General features: G+C 59.5%; 28 protein-coding genes and 1 pseudogene. 19 read left to right on the forward strand and 10 right to left on the reverse strand.

All coding sequences use genetic code 11. From position 1 onward, the window contains the following. Positions 1-74 precede the first annotated feature (74 nt). The 14 genes from CLM72_RS28905 to recX all read left to right on the forward strand — a co-directional run bounded on the left by CLM72_RS28905 (position 75) and on the right by recX (position 9888). Positions 75-248: a hypothetical protein gene (locus CLM72_RS28905; protein WP_168220166.1), complete on the forward strand. Its 174-nt coding sequence runs from the start codon at positions 75-77 to the stop codon at positions 246-248. Between the two features lie 2 nt (positions 249-250). Then, positions 251-1417, forward strand: a complete 1167-nt coding sequence (locus CLM72_RS06615) for a tail protein (RefSeq protein ID WP_032877508.1) — start codon at positions 251-253, stop codon at positions 1415-1417. Further along, positions 1417-1923 (forward strand): phage major tail tube protein, encoded by a 507-nt coding sequence (locus CLM72_RS06620; protein ID WP_105225973.1) that lies wholly within the window; start codon positions 1417-1419, stop codon positions 1921-1923. The genes CLM72_RS06615 and CLM72_RS06620 overlap by 1 nt, the downstream gene beginning before the upstream one ends. A gap of 180 nt (positions 1924-2103) precedes the next feature. Next, entirely contained in the window at positions 2104-2676 is a 573-nt protein-coding gene (locus CLM72_RS06630) for a phage tail assembly protein (RefSeq protein WP_105229096.1), read from the forward strand. After that, positions 2673-2798 (forward strand): hypothetical protein, encoded by a 126-nt coding sequence (locus tag CLM72_RS29180; protein WP_014717169.1) that lies wholly within the window; start codon positions 2673-2675, stop codon positions 2796-2798. The genes CLM72_RS06630 and CLM72_RS29180 overlap by 4 nt, the downstream gene beginning before the upstream one ends. Positions 2799-2804: 6 nt before the next feature. Continuing rightward, entirely contained in the window at positions 2805-5027 is a 2223-nt protein-coding gene (locus CLM72_RS06635) for a phage tail tape measure protein (protein WP_168220167.1), read from the forward strand. Then, positions 5027-5410: a phage tail protein gene (locus tag CLM72_RS06640; RefSeq protein ID WP_014717171.1), complete on the forward strand. Its 384-nt coding sequence runs from the start codon at positions 5027-5029 to the stop codon at positions 5408-5410. Before CLM72_RS06635 ends, CLM72_RS06640 begins: the two co-directional genes overlap by 1 nt. Next, complete coding sequence (locus CLM72_RS06645) at positions 5403-5615, forward strand: tail protein X (RefSeq protein ID WP_014717172.1); 213 nt, start codon at positions 5403-5405, stop codon at positions 5613-5615. The genes CLM72_RS06640 and CLM72_RS06645 overlap by 8 nt, the downstream gene beginning before the upstream one ends. A 9-nt stretch (positions 5616-5624) precedes the next feature. Beyond that, complete coding sequence (locus CLM72_RS06650; RefSeq protein ID WP_105225975.1) at positions 5625-6626, forward strand: contractile injection system protein, VgrG/Pvc8 family; 1002 nt, start codon at positions 5625-5627, stop codon at positions 6624-6626. A gap of 22 nt (positions 6627-6648) precedes the next feature. Beyond that, positions 6649-7206, forward strand: a complete 558-nt coding sequence (locus CLM72_RS06655; RefSeq protein ID WP_105225976.1) for a glycoside hydrolase family 19 protein — start codon at positions 6649-6651, stop codon at positions 7204-7206. Next, positions 7194-7688 (forward strand): lysis system i-spanin subunit Rz, encoded by a 495-nt coding sequence (locus tag CLM72_RS06660; protein WP_105225977.1) that lies wholly within the window; start codon positions 7194-7196, stop codon positions 7686-7688. Before CLM72_RS06655 ends, CLM72_RS06660 begins: the two co-directional genes overlap by 13 nt. Before the next feature lie 81 nt (positions 7689-7769). Then, positions 7770-8270: a CinA family protein gene (locus tag CLM72_RS06665; RefSeq protein ID WP_054897099.1), complete on the forward strand. Its 501-nt coding sequence runs from the start codon at positions 7770-7772 to the stop codon at positions 8268-8270. An 83-nt stretch (positions 8271-8353) separates the two neighbouring features. After that, complete coding sequence (recA, locus tag CLM72_RS06670) at positions 8354-9412, forward strand: recombinase RecA (RefSeq protein ID WP_014717176.1); 1059 nt, start codon at positions 8354-8356, stop codon at positions 9410-9412. Positions 9413-9420: 8 nt separating this feature from the next. Further along, complete coding sequence (recX, locus tag CLM72_RS06675; protein ID WP_034126489.1) at positions 9421-9888, forward strand: recombination regulator RecX; 468 nt, start codon at positions 9421-9423, stop codon at positions 9886-9888. A gap of 58 nt (positions 9889-9946) precedes the next feature. On the opposite strand, the gene CLM72_RS06680 is transcribed toward recX, so the two are convergent. Beyond that, the gene (locus tag CLM72_RS06680) at positions 9947-11059 is read right to left on the reverse strand and encodes a TIGR00730 family Rossman fold protein (RefSeq protein WP_105225978.1); all 1113 of its coding nucleotides are present in this window, start codon (positions 11057-11059) and stop codon (positions 9947-9949) included. Positions 11060-11353: 294 nt separating this feature from the next. After that, positions 11354-11788 carry a PA3611 family quorum-sensing-regulated virulence factor gene (locus CLM72_RS06685; protein WP_034126491.1) on the reverse strand — a complete coding sequence of 145 codons (435 nt, stop codon included), beginning with the start codon at positions 11786-11788 and terminating at the stop codon, positions 11354-11356. A gap of 178 nt (positions 11789-11966) precedes the next feature. On the opposite strand from CLM72_RS06685, the gene CLM72_RS06690 reads away from it, so the two are divergent. The 3 genes from CLM72_RS06690 (at position 11967) to CLM72_RS06700 (ending at position 14026) form a co-directional block, all read left to right on the forward strand. After that, a complete protein-coding gene (locus CLM72_RS06690) occupies positions 11967-12686 on the forward strand; it encodes a tRNA-uridine aminocarboxypropyltransferase (RefSeq protein WP_105225979.1) in 720 nt (239 codons plus the stop codon). 251 nt (positions 12687-12937) lie between these two features. Beyond that, entirely contained in the window at positions 12938-13588 is a 651-nt protein-coding gene (erdR, locus tag CLM72_RS06695) for a response regulator transcription factor ErdR (protein WP_003189050.1), read from the forward strand. Positions 13589-13663: 75 nt separating this feature from the next. Continuing rightward, positions 13664-14026 carry a diacylglycerol kinase gene (locus CLM72_RS06700; protein WP_003189051.1) on the forward strand — a complete coding sequence of 121 codons (363 nt, stop codon included), beginning with the start codon at positions 13664-13666 and terminating at the stop codon, positions 14024-14026. A gap of 3 nt (positions 14027-14029) precedes the next feature. On the opposite strand, the gene CLM72_RS06705 is transcribed toward CLM72_RS06700, so the two are convergent. Continuing rightward, positions 14030-14956, reverse strand: coding sequence for a LysR family transcriptional regulator (locus CLM72_RS06705; protein ID WP_003189054.1), 927 nt, complete (start codon positions 14954-14956; stop codon positions 14030-14032). Between the two features lie 125 nt (positions 14957-15081). Here CLM72_RS06705 and fpr point away from each other — a divergent pair, with 125 nt between their 5' ends. Beyond that, positions 15082-15861, forward strand: coding sequence for a ferredoxin-NADP reductase (gene fpr, locus CLM72_RS06710; RefSeq protein ID WP_003189055.1), 780 nt, complete (start codon positions 15082-15084; stop codon positions 15859-15861). A gap of 136 nt (positions 15862-15997) precedes the next feature. On the opposite strand, the gene tsaA is transcribed toward fpr, so the two are convergent. From tsaA to CLM72_RS06745, 7 genes and pseudogenes are all read right to left on the reverse strand, one after another. Next, positions 15998-16693, reverse strand: coding sequence for a tRNA (N6-threonylcarbamoyladenosine(37)-N6)-methyltransferase TrmO (gene tsaA, locus CLM72_RS06715; RefSeq protein ID WP_105225980.1), 696 nt, complete (start codon positions 16691-16693; stop codon positions 15998-16000). A gap of 3 nt (positions 16694-16696) precedes the next feature. After that, positions 16697-17158 carry a DUF1456 family protein gene (locus CLM72_RS06720; protein ID WP_005785469.1) on the reverse strand — a complete coding sequence of 154 codons (462 nt, stop codon included), beginning with the start codon at positions 17156-17158 and terminating at the stop codon, positions 16697-16699. A gap of 68 nt (positions 17159-17226) precedes the next feature. Further along, positions 17227-17937, reverse strand: coding sequence for an rRNA pseudouridine synthase (locus CLM72_RS06725; RefSeq protein ID WP_105225981.1), 711 nt, complete (start codon positions 17935-17937; stop codon positions 17227-17229). Between the two features lie 208 nt (positions 17938-18145). Further along, positions 18146-18616 carry a GNAT family N-acetyltransferase gene (locus tag CLM72_RS06730; RefSeq protein ID WP_105225982.1) on the reverse strand — a complete coding sequence of 157 codons (471 nt, stop codon included), beginning with the start codon at positions 18614-18616 and terminating at the stop codon, positions 18146-18148. A gap of 100 nt (positions 18617-18716) precedes the next feature. Beyond that, positions 18717-20057, reverse strand: coding sequence for a 30S ribosomal protein S12 methylthiotransferase RimO (gene rimO, locus CLM72_RS06735; protein ID WP_003231334.1), 1341 nt, complete (start codon positions 20055-20057; stop codon positions 18717-18719). Positions 20058-20235: 178 nt separating this feature from the next. Next, positions 20236-20571 (reverse strand): addiction module antidote protein, encoded by a 336-nt coding sequence (locus CLM72_RS06740; RefSeq protein WP_105225983.1) that lies wholly within the window; start codon positions 20569-20571, stop codon positions 20236-20238. After that, a pseudogene (locus CLM72_RS06745) lies at positions 20568-20890 on the reverse strand (type II toxin-antitoxin system RelE/ParE family toxin). Before CLM72_RS06745 ends, CLM72_RS06740 begins: the two are co-directional and overlap by 4 nt. 414 nt (positions 20891-21304) lie before the next feature. Between CLM72_RS06745 and CLM72_RS06750 the strand changes: the two are divergent. Then, positions 21305-23206, forward strand: a complete 1902-nt coding sequence (locus tag CLM72_RS06750; RefSeq protein WP_014717187.1) for a potassium transporter Kup — start codon at positions 21305-21307, stop codon at positions 23204-23206. The last annotated feature ends 45 nt before the right edge of the window (positions 23207-23251 follow it).

The following is a 23251-nucleotide window of genomic DNA, read 5'->3' on the forward strand; positions in this document are numbered from 1 at the left end:
AGCGGTTTTTTTTCGCCTCCCCAAAGCCGCTCCCCGCAGGGGCTTTTACATTTCCCACCCGGAGATTTCCACCCATGCCCACCCGCCAAACCTACACCGTCCTCATCCCATTCCCCACCGGCAACGGCCATTGGTCCACCGCCGGCGAGGAGTTGGAACTGCTCGACGTCGAAGCATCCGCCCTGCGCACCGCTGGCCGCCTGGAACTGACCAGCGTCCTCAACTCCACCCCCAAGAAGGCTGAATAACCATGGCAGAAGTCCTGAACTTCGAGCACAACGGCATCACTGTAAATGCCACTGAATCCCCCGAGGCCATGGGTGGCCTTGGCGATAACGTCATTGGCCTGGTCGGCACTGCGCCGAATGCCCATGCGTCGATCCCGAAAAACGCGCCGTTTCGCATCAACAGCTTTACCACTCAGGCGTTGCTGGACCCTACCGGCACTGAGTCGGGAACCTTGTTCCAGGCGGTGTACCAGATCCTCAAAGTGGTGAAGGTGCCAGTCTATGTGGTCATCGTCGAAGAGGGCGCCACCCCGGCCGATACGATCAACAATGTGATCGGCGGCAACGACCCGGTCACCGGTCGCAAGCTGGGCCTGGCGGCCCTGAGCAGCGTGCCTGAAGACCTGACCATCATCGGCGCTCCAGGCTTTACCGGCACCAAGGCAGTGGCTGGTGAGTTCGCCTCCTTCGGCAAGCGCATCAAGGCCCGTGTGGTGCTGGATGGCAAGGACGCTTCCGTTGCCGACCAAGTGACCTACAGCGGCGAACTGGGCGGGGCCGACCTGGGCTTCGACCGTTGCCTGCTGGTGCACAACATGCCCTCGGTGTACTCCAAGGCCGCGAAGAAGAACGTGTTCCTGTCGCCATCCTCGCTGGCCATCGCCGCATTGGCCAAGGTCAAGCAGTGGGAAAGCCCAGGTAACCAGGTGACCTTCGCCGAGGACGTTTCCCGCGTGGTCGAGTACAACATCCTCGACACCTCCACCGAAGGCGACCTGCTCAACCGCTACGGCGTGAGCTACTACGCTCGCACCATCCTCGGCGGCTTCTCGCTGCTGGGCAACCGCTCCATCACCGGTAAGTTCATCAGCTACGTCGGCCTGGAAGATGCCATCAGCCGCAAGCTGGTCAAGGCCGGCCAGAAAGCCATGGCCAAGAACCTCACCAAGTCCTTCATGGACCAGGAGGTCAAGCGCATCAACGACTGGCTGCAAACCCTGGTGGCCGACGAAACCATCCCCGGCGGCAGCGTGTACCTGCACCCGGAACTGAACAGCGTCGAGAAGTACAAGAACGGCACCTGGTTCATCGTCATCGACTACGGCCGCTACGCGCCGAACGAACACATGGTTTATCAACTCAACGCCCGCGATGAAATCATCGAGCAGTTCCTGGAGGACGTTCTCTAATGTTTACCAACCGAGTCAGACAGGCCATTGCGGCCACCCTTCAAGGCCTGCCGTTGTCCGCAACCGTGGAAGAGTTCACCCCGCCGAAGATCGAGTTCGACATGGAACCCATGTCCGGCGGGCGCTTTATTGCCGAGGAAATGGCCAAGAGCGGCAAGGTGCTCAATGCCAAGCTGGTGCTGCAAGGTGCCGGCCCGCAAATCATGTTGGCCCTGGGCGTGCGCACGGGCGACGACATCTTGCTGAACGTGCGTGAAGCCGGCCAAGACCAGGACGGCAAGACCTACTTCACCTACCACACCGTGGGCGGCAAGCTCAAATCCCTGGAGGAGGCGAAGCTGAAAATGGGCGACAAGGCCACCACCACGCTGGAACTGTCCTGCCGTACCTACAACCGTCTGGAAAATGGCATTTCGGTGATCGACATCGATGTGCGCACCCAGAAGTTCGTGCTCAACGGCGTCGACATTCTTGGCGATGCCCGCCGCGCGGTGCTGATGCCTTAAGGGCCGGCGCAATCTGAAGCGAGCACGGTCAAGGTGGGAGCTGGCTTGCCTGCGATGCAGGCGACTCGGTATCCCTGGTGTATCGAGTGGATGCCATCGCAGGCAAGCCAGCTCCCACAGGGGCCATGCTCAGGTTTAGATTTTTCGCACTTTTCAACACCGCTCAACAAGGAATTCCCCATGGCCTGGATGCCACCGTTGCACATCCTGCTGTCCCCGATCACCGCCGACACGGGTGCAATGATCGAGCAGGTTCAACTCAAACCGTTGTTCTACGCCGCGCAAAAAGACGCGCTGGCCCGGGCCGGTGATGACGAGGACGACCAGTTCTTCGAACTGGCGAAACTCGCCACCGGCCTGTCGGAAAAAGAGCTCGACCAACTCAAGCGCCCGGACTACGTAAGCATTGCGCAGTACGTACACGAAATGTCGACGCGCCCGGCCTCGTTCTTCTTGAAAGAACAGGACGTGACGACCCACGACCAGCCTGTCCACCTGCTATTACCCCTGGAAGCCGCTGGCCGAACCCTGACCGAACTGCCCCTGGAAATGCCCGCCCTGCGCGCTACCAAGGTGATGAAAAAACTCGCCACTAACAAAGAGCGTGCCGAGTTCATCACCGCCCATTGCACCGGCCTGATGATTCCTGATCTTGCCGGCCTGACCGTGCCCGACTGGACCGAGCTGCAGGAGCGCGTCGACGATTTTTTAAACAAACCGGCGGCCTTCTTTCGGAGCGCGACATCGAAGTGATCCTCGATGTAGTGCCGCTGGTTTACTCGGTAAACGAAGCGGAAATCCTCGACTGGGAAGCCGGCAAAGCATTGCGCCGCTACGACATTGCGATCAGTCGTCTTGGCGTCAAACAGGAGTAGAGCGCAATGGCAGATAGTAATCATGGAGCAGGGTCAGCCATTGCCAAGGACGGCGTGATGACTCAGGGCGCACTTCAGATGACAGGAATGCAGGCCAGTCTCAAACCTATCACCCAAGCGCTGCCGAGCCCGCTTGAGGTGGCCCCGGGGAGTGCGGCGAGTTTGGCCCTGGCATTGGCCGATGCCAGCTTGCAGATCAAGCATCTGGCGGACGGGCAGGTACGGTTGGTCGATACGCTGGAGCTGTTCAACGTCTCGTTGCTCAAGGTGATGGACGCCCGGCAAGCTCAAACTGCCGGGAACGCAGAGGGTACGAAGACCGTCGCGGCTACAGACAAGCGCACACCCTCGCAGGCGCTGGACGCCGCGATGACCGATATTGATCAACTGTTGATGTTTGCCCGGCATGAGCGCAAGGCATTGCGTGAAGCCAACCTTGCCATGGCGTCCGAGCCGGTGGTGGCTGCCAGTGGTGCCAGTGCCGTCGACCTCGCGAAGGTCGAGTATGCCGCCGCCCGTTCCGGTATCGGCAGTGATCGTAAGGACGCTTCGGGCAATATCGACCCCGTTGGGCGCCGGGCAGACCTGCAGCAGTTCGCTCGCGACACTGCGATCATGGCGACGGCGTTCAAGATCGACGTCAAAAATGCCGGCGAAATCATGGGCGGCTGGCGCGAGTCAATGCACCTTGATCGCGCACAAGCCTTGGACCTTGCCGACGCAACAAACGTGCTGGGCACCCAGGTATCGCTCAAGGCCGAATCGGCGGATATCGGCGCTGTTGTGCAACTTCAGGGCGCTGCCGCGAAGGCTGCGGGCATGAGTCCCGAACAGGCTGCAGCGCTTTCGGCGGCGTTGTTGAGCGCAGGTAGCAGCAAGGCTGTTGCTGGTGCCGGGCTGGAAAAAATCAGCGCCGTCCTGGCTAAAGGCGACAACGCCTCTGCAGGGCAACGCAGTGCCTGGGCAGAGCTCAAGCTTGATCCAAAAGTACTCGCGGCGGGCATGAAACAGGACGCCCCACAGGCCGTGCTTACGGTGCTGGAGGCGCTCAAGTCGCAACCCGCTGAAAGGCAGGCGGTGCTGGCGACGCAGTTGTTCGACGGCAACCAGACGATTCTGAGCCTGGTACCGGTGATCGACAGCGTGAAACAGGCCTTTTCGCTGGTCGCAGAAAAATCCACCTACGCCACTTCGACGCTGGGCGACCAAGGTTCGGTGCTGCGTTCGGCCGCGGTTCGTGCGGACTCTACTTACGCACGTCGGCAAGCCTACGAGGCCAGTACCACACGCTTGAGCACCGCCTCTGATACAGCGCTGGCCCCCGTTGTGGATGCCTCGCTGACCGCAATGAACGGCCTGGTCAGTGGCGTGGCTTGGCTCGCGGAGGGCCTGCCCAAGGCTGCCGCTGCCGTCACCCTGGCGGGGGCGGTGCTGATCCCGGTGGTTTCCGGTGTTTTCGGTGCCGTGAAGGACAAGATTTACGAAAAGGTCGCAGGGAAAGTGCTCGGAGAGGGGCCGGCAGCCGGGAATAAAACCACCCCGCCGGACAGCCAGCGCAAAGCCCCGAGTAATGACGGGCACAACGGTAATCGCCCGTCTTCTTCCGGCCCTGGCATCTCTGGCAAAGCGGCGAAGGTGAGCAAGCTTGCCAAAGGTGCCCCCCTGGGTTTGGTAGTGGCCCAGGCCGGTGTCGAGATGACGCAAGGCGCGATCACCGGAAACCTGGGGCAAGCGGTTGGCACTAGCGTGGGCTCTATCGGCGGCGGTGTTGCCGGCGGTGTCGTCGGTGATGTGGCCGGGATGGCGATAGGCCGAGCGGTCGGCACGCTGGCGGGAGCTGTTATCGGTTCGGTCGTTCCGGGTGCCGGCACAGTGTTGGGCGGTGTGATGGGCGGCGTCGCCGGGGGCGCAATCGGTAAGGTAGTCGGTGGTGCCGTGGGCACTTTCGTGGGCAGTGACGTCGGTGCGTGGCTGGCTGAAAAAGTGATGGGGACGGGCGATCGCCTGCCATCCCCCACGGAGGTCAGCAAAAACCTCAACGCCCCTCAAGCCGACAACCGCCAAATCAACTTCGCCCCGCAAATCACCATCACCGCGCCTGAGCAAGCCAGCCATCAACAACTGGCGGCGCTCGTGGTGCAACAGATCGAAGCGCAATTTACCCCGCTGTCGATGGACAACCTGCTGGCGACGCGACGCGGCGCAGCACTCACCGATGGAGCTGTGTGATGCGACAACAGATGGTCTTGGGTACTTTTATTTTCGGGCTGTCCCGTGGGTTCGCCTACGACACGCTTGATCGTGGTAGCAGCGGGGGCTGGGTCAGTCTCGACATCATTGCCGGCAAACCTAAATCCAGCCAGGTCGGCCAGGGGCTCGAAACGCTGGCATTGGGCGGCAAGGCTGCGCGTGCCAATGGCATGGCGCGCCTGGATGAGTTGCGCACCCTGCAGGCCCTGCGGGCGCCGTTGCCTTTGGTGGATGGCTTAGGGCGTAACTGGGGGCTATGGACCATCCAGTCGATCAGTGAAAAACAAGCCAGCGTGATCGACGACGGGACGGCCATGGTGATCAATTGGACGTTGTTACTGGAGGAGTTCGTCAATGCGTAGGGTTCGAAGCATTGCCGGCGACTCGGTGAACCTGTTGCTCTACCGCGAACTGGGGCGCAGTGACGACGCCGCAGAAGAAGCGTTGTGGCGCTTGAACCCGGAGTTGGCCGAACAGGGCGCGGTACTGCCGGCGGGCGTCAGCGTACTGGTGCCCGAATTGGACGCGCAACCGGTTGCGAGCCGGCCGGTTTCCGCCTGGGATTAAGGAGCGATCATGGCACTCGGATTTACACCTGTAGTGGAGCTATACGGAGCCAATGCCGCGTTATTCAACGAGAGGCTCTTGGAGTGGGAGCATACCGACGCAGCGGGGTTTGTATCTGATCAACTGAAGTTGACCCTCGATATCGAGGGGCTTGAAGGGCTGCCCGATCTGGGCGGCAAAATTGGCCTGCGTATTGGCTATCTGGAATCGGGCCTGGTGGATAAGGGCGTGTTCAAGATCACCCAGCGCACGCCGTCGATGTTCCCATTGCGACTGATGCTGGTGGCCACGGCGGCACCGTTCGACGAGCACGAATTCAAACAGCGCCGCACCGCCAGCCATGGGCCGATAACCCTGGGTGCGCTGTTTCGCCAACTGACCACCCGATACGGTTTTTCACCGCGTGTGGCGCCTGAACTCGACGGTGAGCCGATCGCGCACATCGATCAGACCAATGAAAGCGACATGGCTTTTCTGACGCGCCTGGCCAAGCGCTTCGATGCGGTGGCCAAGCCTGTCGATGAGCTGTATGTACTGGGGCGCAAAGGCCAGATCAAGACGCTGTCGGGCAAGACATTGCCGGATGTACGGTTGTCGATTACCCATGACAATCGTCCAGGTGACCGCGCGTTCATTAGCGCCAGTTTCACCGAAACCAGCCGTGCCAAATACAACGGCGCGCAAACGTCATGGTGGGACGCGGCAGCCGGAAAACAGCGTGTCGTCAAGGTGGGCATCGCACCCTTCAAAGTGGTGACACAGCGATACCAGAGCGAGGACGAAGCACGCTCGGCGGCGCAGGGAGAGATGCGGCGGGTGGGGCGCGAAGGGTTGCAGATCGATGTGGTCTGCCCGGGTAATCCTTCGTTGGCTGCTGAAGGCCTGTTGCTGCTGGATGAGTCGTGGCCGGGGTTCATGCAAGGGCGCTGGTCGATTAAAACGGTGAAATCCAGGGGCGAGCGAAAAGGTGGCTATCGGAGTACGGTCCAGGCCAGCGGTTTATCGGTGTAGATCCTTCCTTAGAGTAAAACCCATGGTAATCACACATGCTCAGCTTCTGGGTGTAATGCCTGGAGCCCGCCTTCGCGCGGGCATTTTTTTAACCTTTCTAAATGCGGCCTTTGCGGGGCATCAGATCAATACGGCCCGTCGCGTCGCCGCCTTCCTCGCCCAAATCGGTCACGAGTCTGCCCAGTTACAGTACGTGCGCGAATTGGGTAGCGATCAATACCTGAGCAAGTACGACACCGGCAGCTTGGCCGCGCGGCTGGGCAACACCCCTGAGGCGGACGGTGATGGGCAAATGTATCGGGGCAGGGGGCTGATCCAGATCACCGGGCGCCGTAATTACATGGCGTGCAGCCAAGCTCTGTTTGGTGACGATCGTCTGCTGCGACAACCAAAATTGCTGGAGCAGCCACAGTGGGCCTGCGAATCTGCCGCCTGGTTCTGGCAAAGCAACGGCCTCAATGAGCTCGCCGACGAAGACCAGTTCACCACCATCACTCGCCGTATCAATGGTGGGCTCAACGGTCTGGACGATCGTTTGCGGTTGTGGGTGCGAGCGAAGGCGGTGCTATGCGTTTCCTAGGTGCGTTTCGCTTGGTCGGTGTGTGCCTGCTCATGGCGCTTGTTTGGCAGGTGCAGGCGTGGCGATACGGGGCGCAGCTAGAGCTGCAATCGGTCCGACATACACAGGCGCTCAGCCAACAAAGCCAGGCAATTCTTCAGCAACAACAGGCTGAACAGGCCAAACGCCTGGCCCTTGAACAGCAACTCTCTACTAGCGATCACCAACACATTCAGGAATTGAACGATGCCCTGCGTAATCAAGCGGCTCTGCGCGATCGCCTGGCCACTGCTGATGTGCGGCTGTCAGTCCTTCTCGCCACCGTCACCACTGGCTGCACAGTGCCTGCCGCCCCCAGCCCCGGCGGCGTGGTTCATGCAACCTCGCGAGCCCGACTTGACCCGGCGCATGCTCAGCGAATTATTCGCATCACCGACGACGGCGATAACGCCCTGATCGCCTTGCGTGCTTGCCAGGCCTACGTGCAGGCCGTCGCGCATTAGCGTCTTGATGCACTCTGTACCTTGCATGGTCGATGGGCTCCTGTAGGGTAGGCAAACCCCCGCCCATTCCTGGAGACGACCGTGAAGGAAATCACTCAACTGGCTGCCGAACTGGGTCGCCGTTTGCAGGTGCTCAGTGCCCACGTCACGACTGCCGAGTCCTGTACCGGCGGCGGCATCGCCGAAGCCATCACGCGGATCCCGGGCAGTTCGGCCTGGTTCGAGGCGGGCTATGTCACTTATTCCAACCGACAGAAGACCCGGCAGTTGAATGTACCGGAAAAACTGTTCGCCAAAGTCGGGGCCGTCAGCCAGGAAGTGGTGGAGGCGATGGCCCGCGGCGCGCAGGAAAAAAGCCTGGCGCGGTTTGCCGTGGCGGTCAGCGGTGTTGCCGGCCCCGATGGCGGTTCGCCGGACAAGCCGGTGGGCACCGTTTGGCTGGCTTTTGCCGTGGGCGAAGAGGTGACGGCTGAGCTTGCGCACTTCACCGGTAACCGCGACGAGGTCCGCCGACAAACGGTAAAAGCCGCGCTGGAGGGCTTGTTGCGACGAGCTGCAGCAGAAATAGACAATCAGGGGTAGGCGATCACCGATCTTTGTGGAACAATACTGTCTACTTATACAGGTGTTGGCCGTCAGGCCTTATTGATTACGTGAGGACTTTAATGGACGACAACAAGAAGAAAGCCTTGGCTGCGGCCCTGGGTCAGATCGAACGTCAATTCGGCAAGGGTGCCGTAATGCGTATGGGCGATCACGACCGTCAGGCGATCCCGGCTATTTCCACTGGCTCTCTGGGTCTGGACATCGCGCTCGGCATTGGCGGCCTGCCAAAAGGCCGTATCGTTGAAATCTACGGTCCTGAATCTTCCGGTAAAACCACCCTGACCCTGTCGGTGATTGCTCAGGCGCAGAAAATGGGCGCCACCTGTGCGTTCGTCGACGCCGAGCACGCCCTGGATCCTGAATACGCCGGCAAGCTGGGCGTCAACGTTGATGACCTGCTGGTTTCCCAGCCGGACACCGGCGAGCAAGCCCTGGAAATCACCGACATGTTGGTGCGCTCCAACGCCATCGACGTGATCGTGGTCGACTCCGTGGCAGCCCTGGTGCCCAAGGCTGAAATCGAAGGCGAAATGGGCGACATGCACGTGGGCCTGCAAGCCCGCCTGATGTCCCAGGCGCTGCGTAAAATTACCGGTAACATCAAGAACGCCAACTGCCTGGTGATCTTCATCAACCAGATCCGTATGAAGATCGGCGTGATGTTCGGCAGCCCGGAAACCACCACCGGTGGTAACGCGCTGAAGTTCTACGCTTCGGTCCGTCTGGATATCCGCCGTACTGGCGCGGTGAAGGAAGGTGACGAGGTTGTCGGTAGCGAAACCCGCGTCAAGGTCGTGAAGAACAAAGTTGCCCCGCCATTCCGTCAGGCTGAGTTCCAGATTCTCTACGGTAAGGGTATCTACCTGAACGGCGAGATGATCGACCTGGGCGTACTGCACGGTTTCGTCGAGAAGTCCGGTGCCTGGTATGCCTACAACGGCAGCAAGATCGGTCAGGGCAAGGCCAACTCGGCCAAGTTCCTGGCGGATAACCCGGATATCGCTGCCACGCTTGAGAAGCAGATCCGCGATAAGCTGCTGACCGCAGCGCCGGACGTGAAGGCGGCTGCCAACCGCGAGCCGGTAGATGAAATGGAAGAAGCCGATACTGACGTCTGAAGCAAGCGATGACTGTTGTACTGGATACACTCGTCGCCGTTCGGCGCACTGCGATGGACCTGCTCGCTCGCCGCGAGCATGGTCGAGTCGAGCTGACACGTAAGTTGCGTCAGCGCGGCGCAGAGCCTGAGATGATCGAAACAGCCCTCGACCGGTTGACGGAAGAAGGGCTGTTGTCGGAAGCCCGTTACCTCGAAAGCTTTGTGTCTTACCGCGCACGCTCCGGTTATGGACCTGCGCGGATTCGCGAAGAGTTGAGCCAGCGTGGACTGCAACGTGCCGATATTGACCTTGCGCTACGTGAGTGCGGTATCAGTTGGCAGTCGCAGTTGGAGGAAACCTGGCGTCGCAAGTTTGCTGGGCATCTTCCTATTGATGCCAAAGAGCGTGCGAAGCAAGGTCGCTTCTTGAGTTATCGCGGGTTTTCGATGGACATGATCAGCCGCTTATTGAGCGGTCGGGATATGGACGACTGAGCAAAAAACAAAAGGCCCACTATGAAAATAGTGGGCCTTTTTTTTTGCCTGCAAAAAATCACGCTGTTTCTGGTGTCATCCGTTGCTGTGCCTTGCCCTGGGCCTGTGCCCAGTTCTCCGGCAGGTTGATGTAATCCACCAACTCCCGCAAGCGCCCCTGATCGCGACCGTTGAAATTGAACACCAAACGCGTCAAATGGCTGAACCTCGGTTCGTCATGGTCTTCGCCCGTATAGGCGAGTTGCTGGAACTCGCCACTGAGCCGCAGGCTGGCAAACGCTTGCTGCATATGGGCCAGGGCGCGGTCACTCAGGGGATGATTCATGCGCACCACAAACTCACGCTTAAGCCAACGGGTGGAGTGGAAGTTGGCGTAGAACTGGTTGATTTCGTCCACCGCCTCTTCGGCGCTGTAGACCAGGCGGACCAGTTTGAGGTCGGTGGGCAGGATGTAGCGATTGGCTTCCAGCTGGCTGCGGATGAAATCCAGGGCGCCTTGCCAGAATCCACCGCCCGGCGCATCCAGTAGCACTACCGGCACCAGCGGGCTCTTGCCGGTCTGGATCAGGGTCAGCACTTCCAATGCCTCGTCGAGGGTACCGAAGCCGCCAGGGCACAACACCAGCGCGTCGGCTTCTTTGACGAAGAACAGCTTACGGGTAAAGAAGAAGTGGAATGACAGCAGGTTGTCGGTGCCATCAATGGTTGGGTTGGCATGCTGTTCAAAGGGGAGGGTGATATTGAACCCCAGGCTGTGCTCCAGGCCCGCGCCTTCGTGGGCTGCGGCCATGATGCCGCCACCGCCACCGGTGATGACCATCAGGTCGGAACGTGCCAACGCGGCACCCACCTCTCGGGCCAGCGCATACAGCGGGCTTTCCAATGGCGTACGCGCCGACCCGAATACCGTGACTTTGCGCCGGCCCTTGAATTGTTCGAGCACCCGAAAGGCATGGTCCAGTTCACGGATGGCACGCAGGGTGATCTTGGCGTTCCAGCGATCACGGTCGTCCTGGGCCATGCGCAGGACGGTGAGGATCATGTCTCGATAAAGAGGGATATTCGGGCTGTTGGGGGCGATCAACTGAATTTGTGCGTCGACCTGCTGAGTGAGGTCGGTCCCGTTTTCTTCAAAATGACGAAGCAGCAAATCATTCGATTCATAAGGCATTCAATTTCTCCTTCTTTACAGGGCCTGGGTAGTCGACGAGAACGTCGCCTGGGCCACGACACTGCTTGTGTCGCGGCATGCCGCAGGAGGGCAGGCCTTTTTTGTCCTGAAAATATGACAGAACAGCATTAAAAACTGGGGTGGGCGGGCATCTGGGATGAACTGATCATGGGCCGAAAAACCCTTGGCTGGCAACCGCTTATTGGGGGTTCATTACGCAGTTTAGACGTTGGTGGCAAACGCAGAGGAAGCGTGCGCGCCGCTGGGAAGCAGCGCGGGAGGGTCCAGCAGAGGTTACTTTTTCTTTTTCGCCGGAGCCGGGCAATCGGCCTCTGCGAACTTGACGGAAGCCACCGGGCGATTGGTCTTGTTCTCGGTAATTTCGTAGCGCATCACTGCGCCCTTGGCCATCAGCTCGCGGTAGCCCGGGTTGGTGCACACACTGCGGCCCAGCTGGAAATACACAGCCTTGGGGTTGGCGCGCATCTGTTCGGCACGGTCAGGCAGCACGCTGAGGTGATCGATCAGTTGCATGCCTTCAACGGTGTAGGCGACTTCCAGGGTTTTTTCATCGATTTCCCGGGGCAGGTCCTTGTTGCTTTCGGCCGCGACGCTTTGCAGCTTCTTGTTCATTTGAGCCTCCAGCAGCGAGGCCGCGTGGGCGCCCATAGGCAAGACCAGCGCAAGGGCGACGGATGGGGCAACAAGGCGCAGCATGGAACGCAGCATGAAACTCTCCTGATTCGGTTACTGGTGCATAGACCAGCCACTGGGCTGTGCGTTCAGTGGCGCGCAATTATAGGTGAGCCCTTGCCACTACAGCCAGGCGTATCGCTGGTAAACTGCGGGACTTCTGTTTTTCACGAGTTTGTTCCGTGTCGATTTCCTTTTCTTCGCCGCGTGCCCGATGAGTCACGCCGTCTCCCGTTTGCGTACCCAGCGTCTGGCGCGTGCCGTCAGGCCGTTTCTCAATCGGGGTTCCCGTGCTGAGCGCTGTCCCGGCTGTCGGGTCATTCCTGAGTACTGCCTGTGTGCCTGGCGGCCTCAGGTAGAAGCCAAGTCCGTCATGTGCCTATTGATGCATGACGTTGAACCGATGAAGCCCAGTAACACGGGCTGGCTGATCGCCGATGTCATACATGACACCACCGCATTCGCCTGGTCGCGTACCGAAGTCGACCCCGAGTTGCTCAGGTTGCTGGCCGACCCGCAGTGGCAACCCTACATCGTATTTCCCGGTGAATTCGTGGCGCCGCAACGGGTGGTCAGTGAAGTGCGCGTGGAGGAGGGCAAGCGCCCACTGTTCATCCTGCTGGACGGCACCTGGAGCGAAGCGCGCAAGATGTTTCGCAAAAGTCCCTATCTGGAACATTTGCCGGTGCTGAGCCTGGCGCCCGAGCAGTTGTCGCGTTACAAGCTACGGCGCTCCAAGCGCGATGACCATTTCTGCACGGCCGAGGTGGCAGCGCTATGCCTGGAACTGGCCGATGACCTGGTCGCCAGCGAAGTGCTGGATGCCTACCTCGATGTATTCAGCACCCATTACCTGGCTGCCAAGTTCCAACTGCCACTGGATGCGGCAGACACCGTGCATACGCGCCTTGCACCCTACATCCCGGCGGGATAACCAGACGACGTTTGCATGATGGCACTGTAAGCCCGCAACCCGCTAAAATCCCCACGGGCGTAGTGCTTGACCCTCCAGGCTACGCTGGGCATGCTGTGCGCCGATTGGGCGCAACCGTGAATTATCGACGTCGTTTCATGTGTTTTTGACGTTGAGCGGGCCCTGTGGCGATCGCTGCCTGGCCGTCGCCTCGTGTATTGGTGAACCCTGAACCCATCAGGGCTCCCATAAAAAACAGGATCATTTAACCAATGGCCACATACGAAATCCTGATTGCCGATGACCACCCGCTGTTTCGCAGCGCACTGCATCAGGCCGTAACCCTGGGCCTTGGCCCCGATGTACGTTTGGTCGAAGTAGCCAGCATTGCCGAACTGGAAGCCCGCCTGACTGAAAAATCCGACTGGGACCTGGTGTTGCTCGACCTGAACATGCCGGGCGCCTACGGTTTTTCCGGGCTGGTGCTGCTGCGTGGCCAATACCCGCAGATCCCCGTGGTGATGGTGTCGGCCCAGGAAGAAGCCGACGTGGTGGTGCGCTCCAAGGAGTTTGGCGCCAGCGGTTTCATTCCCAAGTCCAGCGCGATGGAAGATATCCAGAAAGCCGTGCGCACGGTGTTGGACGGCGATGTGTCCTGGCCACCCCAGGCGTTTGAAGAAATCAATGTGTCCGATGAAGCCAAGGCCGCCCGCGATGGCCTGGCCAGCTTGACGCCCCAGCAGTTCCGGGTGTTGACCATGGTTTGCGAAGGTTTGTTGAACAAGCAGATTGCCTACGAATTGAGTGTGTCGGAAGCGACCATCAAGGCCCACGTTACGGCGATTTTCCGTAAGTTGGGCGTGCGTACGCGCACTCAGGCGGCGTTGCTTTTGCAGCAACTTGAGTCTATCTCGCAACATTAAGTTACAGCCACTTCACGCTTTTTTGACTTTGCGTGATCTAGCTTCCCCACTTCTTTGGTTCAGTTGCCTACATCTATGTCGCCTTTCAAGGGTCAAACCGGTATCAAACGTATTTTCAACGCAGGGGGCTATTCCCTGGATGGCCTGCGTGCGGCTTTCACTGGCGAGGCGGCATTCCGCCAGTTGGTGTTGCTGAACGTCATCCTGATCCCCTTGAGCTTTTTCCTGCAGGTCAGTCGGGTTGAACGGGCGCTGCTGATTGCAGTGTGCCTGTTGGCGCTGATCGTCGAATTGCTCAACTCCGCGGTAGAAGCGGCCATTGACCGTATTTCCCTGGACCGCCACCCGCTGTCGAAAAACGCCAAGGACATGGGCAGCGCCGCGCAATTTGTGGCACTGACCATGATCACCCTGGTATGGGCCGTGATCCTGATCTGACGATCAAGCGATACTCGGCAGCACGATCTCGTCGCTGCGCTGCACCCCAGCGGTGAAGGCGCGGCACAGTTCGAGAAACTCGCGCATCGCCGAGGTCTGGTACTTCTGCTTGTGCCAGATGAAGTAGAACTGCCGGGCCAGATCCAGGTCCGGGGTTTCTACCGGCACCAGGCTGCCACGGCGGAAGGCATCGCGCAGCGCCAGCCGCGAAATGCAGCCAATCCCCAAGCCTGACTCCACAGCTCGCTTGATTGCCTCGGTGTGTTCCAGCTCCAGGCGGATATTCAGTGCGCTACGGTGATGACGCATAGCCTGGTCAAAGGTCAGGCGCGTGCCCGAGCCTTGTTCTCGCAGGATCCACGCTTCGTGGGTCAACTCGTCCATGGTGGCCACGCCACGCTTGGCCAAATGATGCTGGGGCGCACAGAACACCACCAGCTCATCTTCTACCCACGTCTGCACCTCGATATCCGGGTGGCTGCAGTCGCCTTCGATTAGACCCAGATCAATTTCGTAGTGGGCAACCTGATGCACGATATGGGCAGTGTTCTGCACGTGCAGCTTTACCTGGCTCTCGGGGTGTTGCTGCATAAAGCTGCCAATCAGTAGCGTCGCCAGGTAATTGCCGATGGTCAGCGTGGCGCCGACCGCCAGGGAACCGAAGCCGGACTTGCCGTTGAGCAGGTCTTCGATCTCCTTGGCCTGGTCCAGCAATGCCACGGCCTGGGGTAATAGCTGGTGACCGAGGGCGTTGAGGCTCAGGCGTTTGCCGGCGCGGTCGAATAATTGGCAGCTGGATTGACGCTCCAGCTCGGTAATCGAGGTGCTGGCGGCGGATTGAGATAAGGCCAGAAGGCCAGCAGCGCGCGAGACGCTTTCCTGCTGGGCGACGGCGACGAAAACTTGCAGTTGACGGAGAGTAAATCGCATATCGATATAACCGATAACCCTTATCTTAATAATCCAGTTAACAGATATTGTCGCCGCCATTAGAATGCTGTGCAATTGCGCATCCATACCTTTGGCGCAGACCCATTTCCAGGAGTCCCCCGTACATGAGCAACATGAACCACGAGCGTGTCCTCAGTGTTCATCACTGGAACGACACTCTGTTCAGCTTCAAGTGCACCCGCGATCCGGGCCTGCGCTTCGAGAACGGTCAGTTCGTGATGATCGGCCTGCAACAACCCAACGGCCGCCCGCTCATGCGCGCTTACTCCATTGCCAGCCCGAACTGGGAAGAGCATCTGGAGTTTTTCAGCATCAAGGTGCCCGATGGTCCGCTGACTTCCCAGTTGCAGCATCTGAAGGAAGGCGATGAGATCATCATCAGCAAAAAACCGACAGGTACCCTGGTGCTTGACGATTTGAAGCCGGGCAAGCATCTGTATCTGCTCAGCACCGGTACTGGCCTCGCCCCATTCATGAGCGTGATCCAGGACCCGGAGACCTATGAGCGTTTCGAAAAAGTGATCCTGTGCCACGGCGTGCGTTACGTCAACGAAGTTGCCTACCGCGAATTCATCACCGAGCACCTGCCGCAGAACGAGTTCTTCGGCGAGGCCCTGCGTGACAAGTTGATCTACTACCCGACCGTGACCCGCGAGCCGTTCGAAAACGAGGGTCGCCTGACCGACCTGATGCGCAGCGGCAAGCTGTTCAGCGACATCGGCCTGCCGCCGATCAATCCCGAGGACGACCGTGCCATGCTGTGCGGCAGCCCAAGCATGTTGGACGAGACCAGCGAAGTGTTGAACAGCTTTGGCCTCAAGGTTTCGCCACGGATGCGTGAGCCGGGTGACTACCTGATCGAGCGTGCGTTCGTCGAGAAGTAATACAGAGTCAGTAACACCAGCGATCCAAAAAATGTGGGCGCTGGCTTGCCTGCGATGCAGACACCTCAGTGGTTCAGTTGAACCGAAGTGATGCTATCGCAGGCAAGCCAGCTCCCACGTTTGGTTTTCGCCCTATTTAGTTAGCCGAAACCACTTCCAGCACACAAATCATCCCCGGCTCCGGGTAGTGCCAGCGCACATCCACATCCCAGAACCGCACACCGTATTCGCGTTCCGACGTCGGAACCTGATACGCCGGCCGCGGGTCCTGTGCCAGACACTGTTCAATCAGTTCCACCAACGGTTCACCAAGGCGCTGTGCATGGCCTTGCGCCTGTTGCAGGGCAGCCTTGAGCCATTGCACGCCTATCAGCGCGGGCGCATCGCTGGCGATGTCGTTGGTGGCCGCATCCACGATATCGGCATACGGCACATACGGCTTGATATCCAACACCGGCGTGCCATCGAGCAAATCTATGCCGGAAATCCACAGGCGCCCCGGTTCCACCTTGTCCAGCTTCACCACCGACTGGCCAATGCCATTGGGGCGATGGGTTGCGCGGGTGGCAAACACGCCCATGGACGTATTGCCGCCCAGGCGTGGCGGGCGCACTTTCAGGCGTGGCTTGTCTTCCAGGGCCTGATGAAACAGAAACAGCAGCCACACATGGCTGACCTGCTCCAGCCCCTGCACCGCCTCACCCTGGTCGAACGGCGCCACCAGCTCCAGCACGCCACGGGCAGCCGGTGCCAGTTGCGGTTGGCGCGGGATGGCGAACTTCTCCTTGAAACAGGAGCGTACGAAGCCGACGGGCGAGACCTGGTAACTCATGGCTTAGGCACGGACCCGCAAGGTCAGGCCCTTGAGGAAGTTACGCAGCAACTGATCGCCACAGGTGCGGTAGTTGGTATGACCAAACTTGCGAAACAGCGCGCTCAGCTCTGGCTTGGACACCGGGAACTCCGCCGCCTTGAGGATTGCATGCATGTCGTCTTCCTTCAGTTCGAAGGCCACGCGCAGCTTTTTCAGAATGATGTTGTTGGTCACCGGGGTTTCGATCGGTTGCGGCGGGCGGCTCTCGTCCTTGCCGCGCTTGAAGATCACCAGACCATCGAGAAAGTGGGCCATGACTTCATCCGGGCAGAACACAAAGCCTTCTTCCTCATCTTTCTTGAGGTAGGTCAGCAGGTCTTCCTTGGTCACGTCCATGCCGCCGAGCTTGATGATCTCGACCATCTTGTTGTCGCTGATGTCGAGCATGTAGCGCACGCTGCGCAGTACGTCGTTGTGAATCATGGTGGGCAATCCTGGTATTCAACTGATGACACCGCCGGAATCAGGCGGTGTCGGGAAAAGGGAACGGCTTAAAACTTTTCTTTGCCGGACAGGTAACGCCATTGGCCCACTGGCACCTTGCCAATGGACACGCCGCCGATGCGGATGCGGCGGATGGCGATGACTTTCAGGCCAACGGCTTCGCAGAACAGCGCGATCACGCCGGGTTGCGGGTTCTTCATCGCAAAGCGCAGGCGGTTCTCGCTCTGCCAGCTGGCTTTGACGGCAGGCAGCTCTTTGCCTTTGTAGGTCAGGCCGTGGTTCAGGCGGTTAAGGCCGTGGGCAACCATGTCGCCTTCGACTTCCACCACGTATTCCTGCTCGATCTTGGCGGCATCGGCGGTCAACTTGCGCAGAATCTTCCAGTCCTGGGTGAACACCAGCAGGCCACTGGCCTTGGCTTGCAGGTCGGCGCTGGCGCTCAGGCGCAGAAAGTGCCCCTTGAGCGGACGCTTGCCGAAGCGGTGCTCTTCAGAAAGGGTTTCGGCGCTGATCGAGGCCATGGCGGTTTCAGCATCCACGCCTGCGGGGGCGTGCAGCAGGATAGTCACCGGCTCTGGCGCCGTGGCTTTAGCTTCCGGGTCCAGCTCGACTTTCTCGTCAGTGACCTTGAACTGCGGCTCGTCGATCACTTCGCCGTCCACCGAGACCCAGCCGCCTTCGATAAACAGCTCAGCCTCCCGACGGGAGCAACCGACCAGTTCGATAAGGCGTTTGGAGAGGCGTATGGGGTCAGTCATGACAGGGGCCGTAACAAAAGGGGGCCACTATTGTACCTGCCTGGCGCCGGTTAATCCCGGCCCCATTTCAGCACATGGGCCATAACAATTACTTAACTGACACAACACGGGTCAAATGTGGGAGCTGGCTTGCCTGCGATGGCGGTATACCAGCACCGGGATGGGTAGACTGACCCGACGCCTTCGCAGGCAAGCCAGCTCCCACAGTTCAGGCATTACGGGCCTGTTGCTGCTGGCGCAGACGCAGGTGCAACAACGGATAAGGCTGTCCAAGCCCATCATGTTCTGTGCGCCCGATTACCTCAAAGCCTTGCTTGAGGTAAAAACCCAGAGCCTGGGGGTTCTGTTCGTTGACGTCCAGTTCATCGGCATTCATGTGTTCGATCGCGTAACCCAGCAATTGCCGGCCCAGTCCCTGGCCACGGTGGTGCGGGTCGATAAACAGCATTTCCACCTTGCCCGCCGACACTCCGGCGAACCCGGTGATGCGTTGGCATGAGTCCTTGGTGCAGATCAGCATGACTGCATCGAGGTAGCGGCTCAGCACCAGGTTTTTCAACATGTCGATATAGCTGTTCGGGAGGAAGTCGTGGGTGGCGCGTACCGAGTCCTCCCAGATCTGCACCAGGCGCGTGTAGTCGCTGGTTTTAGGTGTGTGAATCACCGAATGCTGACGCATACCCGCTGTCCCTTGCTGTATTCGGGGTTGATGGACAATACGATAGACCTAAAAAAGCCCCGCATCTTCTCAGAGGCGAGGCTTTTTTATCACCGTGCGATCAGTCGCGCTTTTCAGCCCACAAGTCGTACTCGTCGGCGTCGGTCACGGTGCACCACACTTTGTCACCCGGCTTCAGGCCGCTGGCATCGTCGATAAACACGTTACCGTCAATTTCAGGTGCGTCGAAGAAGCAACGACCCACCGCGCCTTGCTCGTCGACTTCATCGATCAGCACTTCGATTTCCTTGCCGATGCGCAGTTGCAGGCGTGCCGAGCTGATGGCCTGCTGGTGCGCCATGAAGCGCTCCCAACGGTCTTGCTTGACGTCGTCCGGTACCACGGCCAAGTCCAGCAGGTTGGCCGGTGCACCTTCCACCGGCGAGTACTGGAAGCAACCGACGCGGTCTAGCTGCGCTTCGGTCAGCCAGTCCAACAGGTACTGGAAGTCTTCCTCGGTCTCGCCGGGGAAACCGACGATGAAGGTGGAGCGGATGATCAGCTCCGGGCAGATCTCGCGCCAGTTCTTGATGCGTGCCAGGGTCTTGTCTTCGAACGCCGGGCGTTTCATCGCCTTGAGCACTTTCGGGCTGGCGTGCTGGAACGGGATGTCCAGGTACGGCAGGATCTTGCCGGCGGCCATCAACGGGATCAACTCGTCCACGTGCGGGTAAGGGTAAACATAGTGCAGGCGCACCCACACGCCCAGGCTGCTGAGGGCTTCGCACAGCTCGGTCATGCGGGTTTTCACCGGCGCGCCGTTCCAGAAACCGGTGCGGTATTTCACATCGACGCCGTAGGCGCTGGTGTCCTGGGAGATCACCAGCAGCTCCTTGACGCCAGACTTGACCAGGCGCTGGGCCTCGTCGAGCACATCACCCACCGGGCGGCTTACCAGTTTGCCGCGCATCGACGGGATGATGCAGAAGCTGCAGCTGTGGTTGCAGCCTTCGGAAATCTTCAGATACGCGTAGTGGCGTGGGGTCAGCTTGATGCCTTGAGGCGGCACCAGGTCGATCAGCGGGTTGTGATCCTGGCGTGGCGGCACCACCTCGTGCACAGCGTTGACCACTTGCTCGTACTGCTGCGGGCCGGTCACCGCCAGCACACTTGGGTGCACGTTGCGGATATTGCCTTCTTCCACCCCCATGCAGCCGGTCACGATGACCTTGCCGTTTTCCTTGATGGCTTCGCCGATCACTTCCAGGGATTCGGCCTTGGCCGAGTCGATGAAGCCACAGGTATTGACCACCACCACATCGGCGTCCTGGTAAGTGGACACGACGTCGTAGCCTTCCATACGCAATTGCGTGAGGATGCGCTCGGAGTCGACAAGCGCCTTCGGGCAACCCAGGGAAACAAAGCCAACCTTGGGGTTGGCTTTTGCGATGGTGGTGGACATGTCTAACCTCGGTATTGAATGACGCTGCCGGTCGTGCACGACAAGGCAACGGATGGGCGCTTGGTGCGCCTCTGATCAAAAAGTGCGCAATTCTATCGGCGGGCAGCGCACTTGACCAGCTTTATGCAGGGAAATACGACGAGTGCTGCGCCGGGTAATCCCATAGCCACTGGCGCGCTTAAGCCTGGACGTCTTGTTCTGTTCGGTGCGATACCACTTTAGACATGCCCACACCTAACGCCTTGAGGACTTTAAGCAAAGTGGAGAGCTTAGGATCACCGCCGACGCCGATGGACCTGTAGAGGTTTGCTCGATTGAGTCCTGTGTTCTGCGACAAGCTGAGCATCCCACCACGAGCTTCCGCCACTCGACGGATAGCGACAAGGAAAGCGTCCTCGCCACCGGCTTCATCTATTTCCTCAAGCGCGACAGATAAATATTCGAGGGCGAATGCTTCGTCGTTGCGAAGCATTTCCAGAACGCTATCTTCGTGCGGGCGGGTACGAATGGTCATTTTTGCTGCACCTTGTAAGATTTCCAGAGAGCCTTGGCCTGATCGATATCGTTCTGCTGTCTGGCCTTCGAACCACCGCCCAATAGGAAAATGATTTTCGATCCTAGACTGCGTAATACACGCGAAACCCTGGGCCGAAGTCGAGCTTCATCTCAAAGACCCCATCACCCACTGGCTCGGTAACGCCAAAGTGACCAAGGGACGCCCGATCCACTCTGGTGGTGATTCTTGCTTTCGAACGCGTGTCCCGCACTGTATCCAGCCAAGCCTGGTAGATATCCACACCGTTGATTGACAGTACGTGTTTCACTTCGTACATGAGGAATGTACCTTAAAAGAGACAGTCCGATAATTGAGTTTTTATATCGACTGCGCGCCATGCGAATGCACGATTGACTGATCAGGTAATCCGGCCATGGCGCTCCTGTTCACACCACCCTGGCAGCAAGACTGAGCCGGGTCAGGAATATACGGTTGGCCGTAAATGTGATCAATGCAGGCAAAAAGGCCCCAAAGTGCCGCTGTAGCCTCTATGACTGATTGCCTAAAACGACGCCCGATTCACTTGAACGGGGAAATGCGACGAGTGCTGCGCTATGCTTCGCGCCGTTGCGCACGGGTAAAGCCCTTGGGTCAATAAAACGTCTGTTACGAGAAGTAAAACAGCGCATGCTAGGGTCAGCTTAGAAGCGCTGTTTATAAAAGACCTCAGGTCAAAGGGCAGGAGTGGTTGATGGGTCAGGCAAGTAGTCAGGCAGCAGGTGCCGAGCATTCAAAAGCCAAGCCGATTGGCATGCTGGTAGCGGCGGTCGGGGTGGTTTATGGCGATATCGGGACCAGCCCGCTCTACACCCTTAAAGAGGTGTTCAACGGCGGTTATGGGGTGCAGGTCAACCATGACGGCGTCCTGGGGATCCTGGCGCTGATCTTCTGGTCGCTGATCTGGGTGGTGTCGATCAAGTACGTATTATTCGTGCTGCGTGCCGACAACCAGGGCGAGGGCGGCATCATGGCCCTCACCGCGTTGGCCCGGCGAGCGGCCGGGAAGCACACGAAATTGCGCAGTTTCCTGGTGGTGTGTGGCCTGTGTGGCGCGGCGTTGTTCTACGGCGACAGCATGATCACCCCGGCGATTTCGGTGTTGTCGGCCATCGAAGGCTTGGAACTGGCGTTCGACGGCCTGGAAAAATGGGTAGTGCCCATTGCCCTGGTGGTGCTGGTGGCGCTGTTCCTGATCCAGAAACACGGCACCGACCGCATCGGCAAGCTGTTTGGCCCGGTGATGGTTACCTGGTTCCTGGTATTGGGCGGCCTGGGGGTGTACGGCATCCTGCAGCAACCCGAAGTGCTCAATGCGCTGAACCCGGCATGGGGTGTGCGCTTCTTCATGGTTCACCCCGGTATTGGCGTGGCGATCCTCGGCGCGGTGGTGCTGGCATTGACCGGCGCTGAAGCGTTGTACGCCGACATGGGCCACTTTGGCCGCAAACCCATCGCCCGCGCCTGGTTCCTGCTGGTGCTGCCGGCGCTGGTGCTGAACTATTTTGGCCAGGGCGCGATGCTGCTGGGCGATCCGGAGGCGGCGCGCAACCCGTTCTACCTGCTGGCGCCGAGCTGGGCACTGGTCCCGTTGGTGGGCTTGTCCACCATGGCCACGGTGATTGCTTCCCAGGCGGTGATTTCCGGCGCGTTCTCGTTGACCCGCCAGGCGATCCAGCTGGGTTACATCCCGCGCATGCATATCCAGCACACCTCCAGTGCCGAACAGGGCCAGATCTACATCGGTGCAGTGAACTGGTCGTTGATGGTCGGCGTGATCCTGCTGGTGCTGGGTTTCGAATCTTCCGGCGCTCTGGCCTCGGCCTACGGTGTAGCGGTGACCGGCACCATGCTGATGACCACCATCCTGGTATCGGCGGTGATGCTGCTGCTGTGGAAGTGGCCACCGGTGCTGGCCGTGCCGCTGTTGCTCTGCTGCCTGTTGGTGGATGGCCTGTTCTTCGCCGCCAACGCGCCGAAGATCCTCCAGGGCGGCGCCTTCCCGGTACTGGCCGGGATCGTGCTATTCGTGCTGATGACCACCTGGAAGCGTGGCAAGCAATTGCTGGTCGGCCGTCTCGACGAGGGTGGCCTGCCGTTGCCGATCTTTATCAGCAGTATCCGTGTACAGCCGCCCCATCGCGTTCAGGGCACGGCGGTGTTTCTCACCGCTCGGCCCGACGCCGTGCCCCATGCGCTGTTGCACAACCTGCTGCATAACCAGGTGCTGCATGAGCAGGTGGTGCTGTTGACCGTGGTCTACGAAGACATTCCACGGGTGCCTGCGGCGCGACGCTTCGAGGTGGATGCCTATGGCGAAGGCTTCTTCCGGGTGATCCTGCACTTCGGGTTCACCGATGAACCGGACGTGCCTGAAGCGCTGAAACTGTGCCATCTGGATGACCTGGACTTCAGCCCGATGCGCACCACCTACTTCCTCAGCCGTGAAACGGTGATTGCCTCGCGTATCAAAGGCATGGCCCGTTGGCGTGAAGTGTTGTTTGCCTTCATGTTGAAAAACGCCAACGGCAACCTGCGGTTCTTCAAACTGCCGGTCAACCGTGTGATCGAGCTGGGCACCCAGGTCGAGATGTAAGGCGCTGCCTACCGGGAGCCGGCAATCGGCTCCCGCTTTCCTTTC

This window comes from Pseudomonas sp. MYb193 (genome assembly GCF_002966775.1).
Classification (GTDB): domain Bacteria; phylum Pseudomonadota; class Gammaproteobacteria; order Pseudomonadales; family Pseudomonadaceae; genus Aquipseudomonas; species Aquipseudomonas paracarnis.

Excerpts from the sequence above, each read along its gene's own strand:
- CLM72_RS06660 (WP_105225977.1), top strand. The coding sequence starts at position 7,194 with ATGCGTTTCCTAGGTGCGTTTCGCTTGGTCGGTGTGTGCCTGCTCATG.
- CLM72_RS06680 (WP_105225978.1), bottom strand. The coding sequence starts at position 11,059 with ATGCCTTATGAATCGAATGATTTGCTGCTTCGTCATTTTGAAGAAAAC.
- CLM72_RS06630 (WP_105229096.1), top strand. The coding sequence starts at position 2,104 with ATGGCCTGGATGCCACCGTTGCACATCCTGCTGTCCCCGATCACCGCC.
- CLM72_RS06740 (WP_105225983.1), bottom strand. The coding sequence starts at position 20,571 with ATGACCATTCGTACCCGCCCGCACGAAGATAGCGTTCTGGAAATGCTT.
- tsaA (WP_105225980.1), bottom strand. The coding sequence starts at position 16,693 with ATGAGTTACCAGGTCTCGCCCGTCGGCTTCGTACGCTCCTGTTTCAAG.
- fpr (WP_003189055.1), top strand. The coding sequence starts at position 15,082 with ATGAGCAACATGAACCACGAGCGTGTCCTCAGTGTTCATCACTGGAAC.
- CLM72_RS06645 (WP_014717172.1), top strand. The coding sequence starts at position 5,403 with ATGCGTAGGGTTCGAAGCATTGCCGGCGACTCGGTGAACCTGTTGCTC.
- CLM72_RS06640 (WP_014717171.1), top strand. The coding sequence starts at position 5,027 with ATGCGACAACAGATGGTCTTGGGTACTTTTATTTTCGGGCTGTCCCGT.
- recA (WP_014717176.1), top strand. The coding sequence starts at position 8,354 with ATGGACGACAACAAGAAGAAAGCCTTGGCTGCGGCCCTGGGTCAGATC.
- CLM72_RS06720 (WP_005785469.1), bottom strand. The coding sequence starts at position 17,158 with ATGATTCACAACGACGTACTGCGCAGCGTGCGCTACATGCTCGACATC.
- CLM72_RS06635 (WP_168220167.1), top strand. The coding sequence starts at position 2,805 with ATGGCAGATAGTAATCATGGAGCAGGGTCAGCCATTGCCAAGGACGGC.
- CLM72_RS06750 (WP_014717187.1), top strand. The coding sequence starts at position 21,305 with ATGGGTCAGGCAAGTAGTCAGGCAGCAGGTGCCGAGCATTCAAAAGCC.
- CLM72_RS06615 (WP_032877508.1), top strand. The coding sequence starts at position 251 with ATGGCAGAAGTCCTGAACTTCGAGCACAACGGCATCACTGTAAATGCC.
- CLM72_RS06730 (WP_105225982.1), bottom strand. The coding sequence starts at position 18,616 with ATGCGTCAGCATTCGGTGATTCACACACCTAAAACCAGCGACTACACG.
- erdR (WP_003189050.1), top strand. The coding sequence starts at position 12,938 with ATGGCCACATACGAAATCCTGATTGCCGATGACCACCCGCTGTTTCGC.
- CLM72_RS28905 (WP_168220166.1), top strand. The coding sequence starts at position 75 with ATGCCCACCCGCCAAACCTACACCGTCCTCATCCCATTCCCCACCGGC.
- CLM72_RS06705 (WP_003189054.1), bottom strand. The coding sequence starts at position 14,956 with ATGCGATTTACTCTCCGTCAACTGCAAGTTTTCGTCGCCGTCGCCCAG.
- CLM72_RS06700 (WP_003189051.1), top strand. The coding sequence starts at position 13,664 with ATGTCGCCTTTCAAGGGTCAAACCGGTATCAAACGTATTTTCAACGCA.
- CLM72_RS06690 (WP_105225979.1), top strand. The coding sequence starts at position 11,967 with ATGAGTCACGCCGTCTCCCGTTTGCGTACCCAGCGTCTGGCGCGTGCC.
- CLM72_RS06655 (WP_105225976.1), top strand. The coding sequence starts at position 6,649 with ATGGTAATCACACATGCTCAGCTTCTGGGTGTAATGCCTGGAGCCCGC.
- CLM72_RS06725 (WP_105225981.1), bottom strand. The coding sequence starts at position 17,937 with ATGACTGACCCCATACGCCTCTCCAAACGCCTTATCGAACTGGTCGGT.
- CLM72_RS06685 (WP_034126491.1), bottom strand. The coding sequence starts at position 11,788 with ATGCTGCGTTCCATGCTGCGCCTTGTTGCCCCATCCGTCGCCCTTGCG.
- CLM72_RS06650 (WP_105225975.1), top strand. The coding sequence starts at position 5,625 with ATGGCACTCGGATTTACACCTGTAGTGGAGCTATACGGAGCCAATGCC.
- CLM72_RS06620 (WP_105225973.1), top strand. The coding sequence starts at position 1,417 with ATGTTTACCAACCGAGTCAGACAGGCCATTGCGGCCACCCTTCAAGGC.
- rimO (WP_003231334.1), bottom strand. The coding sequence starts at position 20,057 with ATGTCCACCACCATCGCAAAAGCCAACCCCAAGGTTGGCTTTGTTTCC.
- recX (WP_034126489.1), top strand. The coding sequence starts at position 9,421 with ATGACTGTTGTACTGGATACACTCGTCGCCGTTCGGCGCACTGCGATG.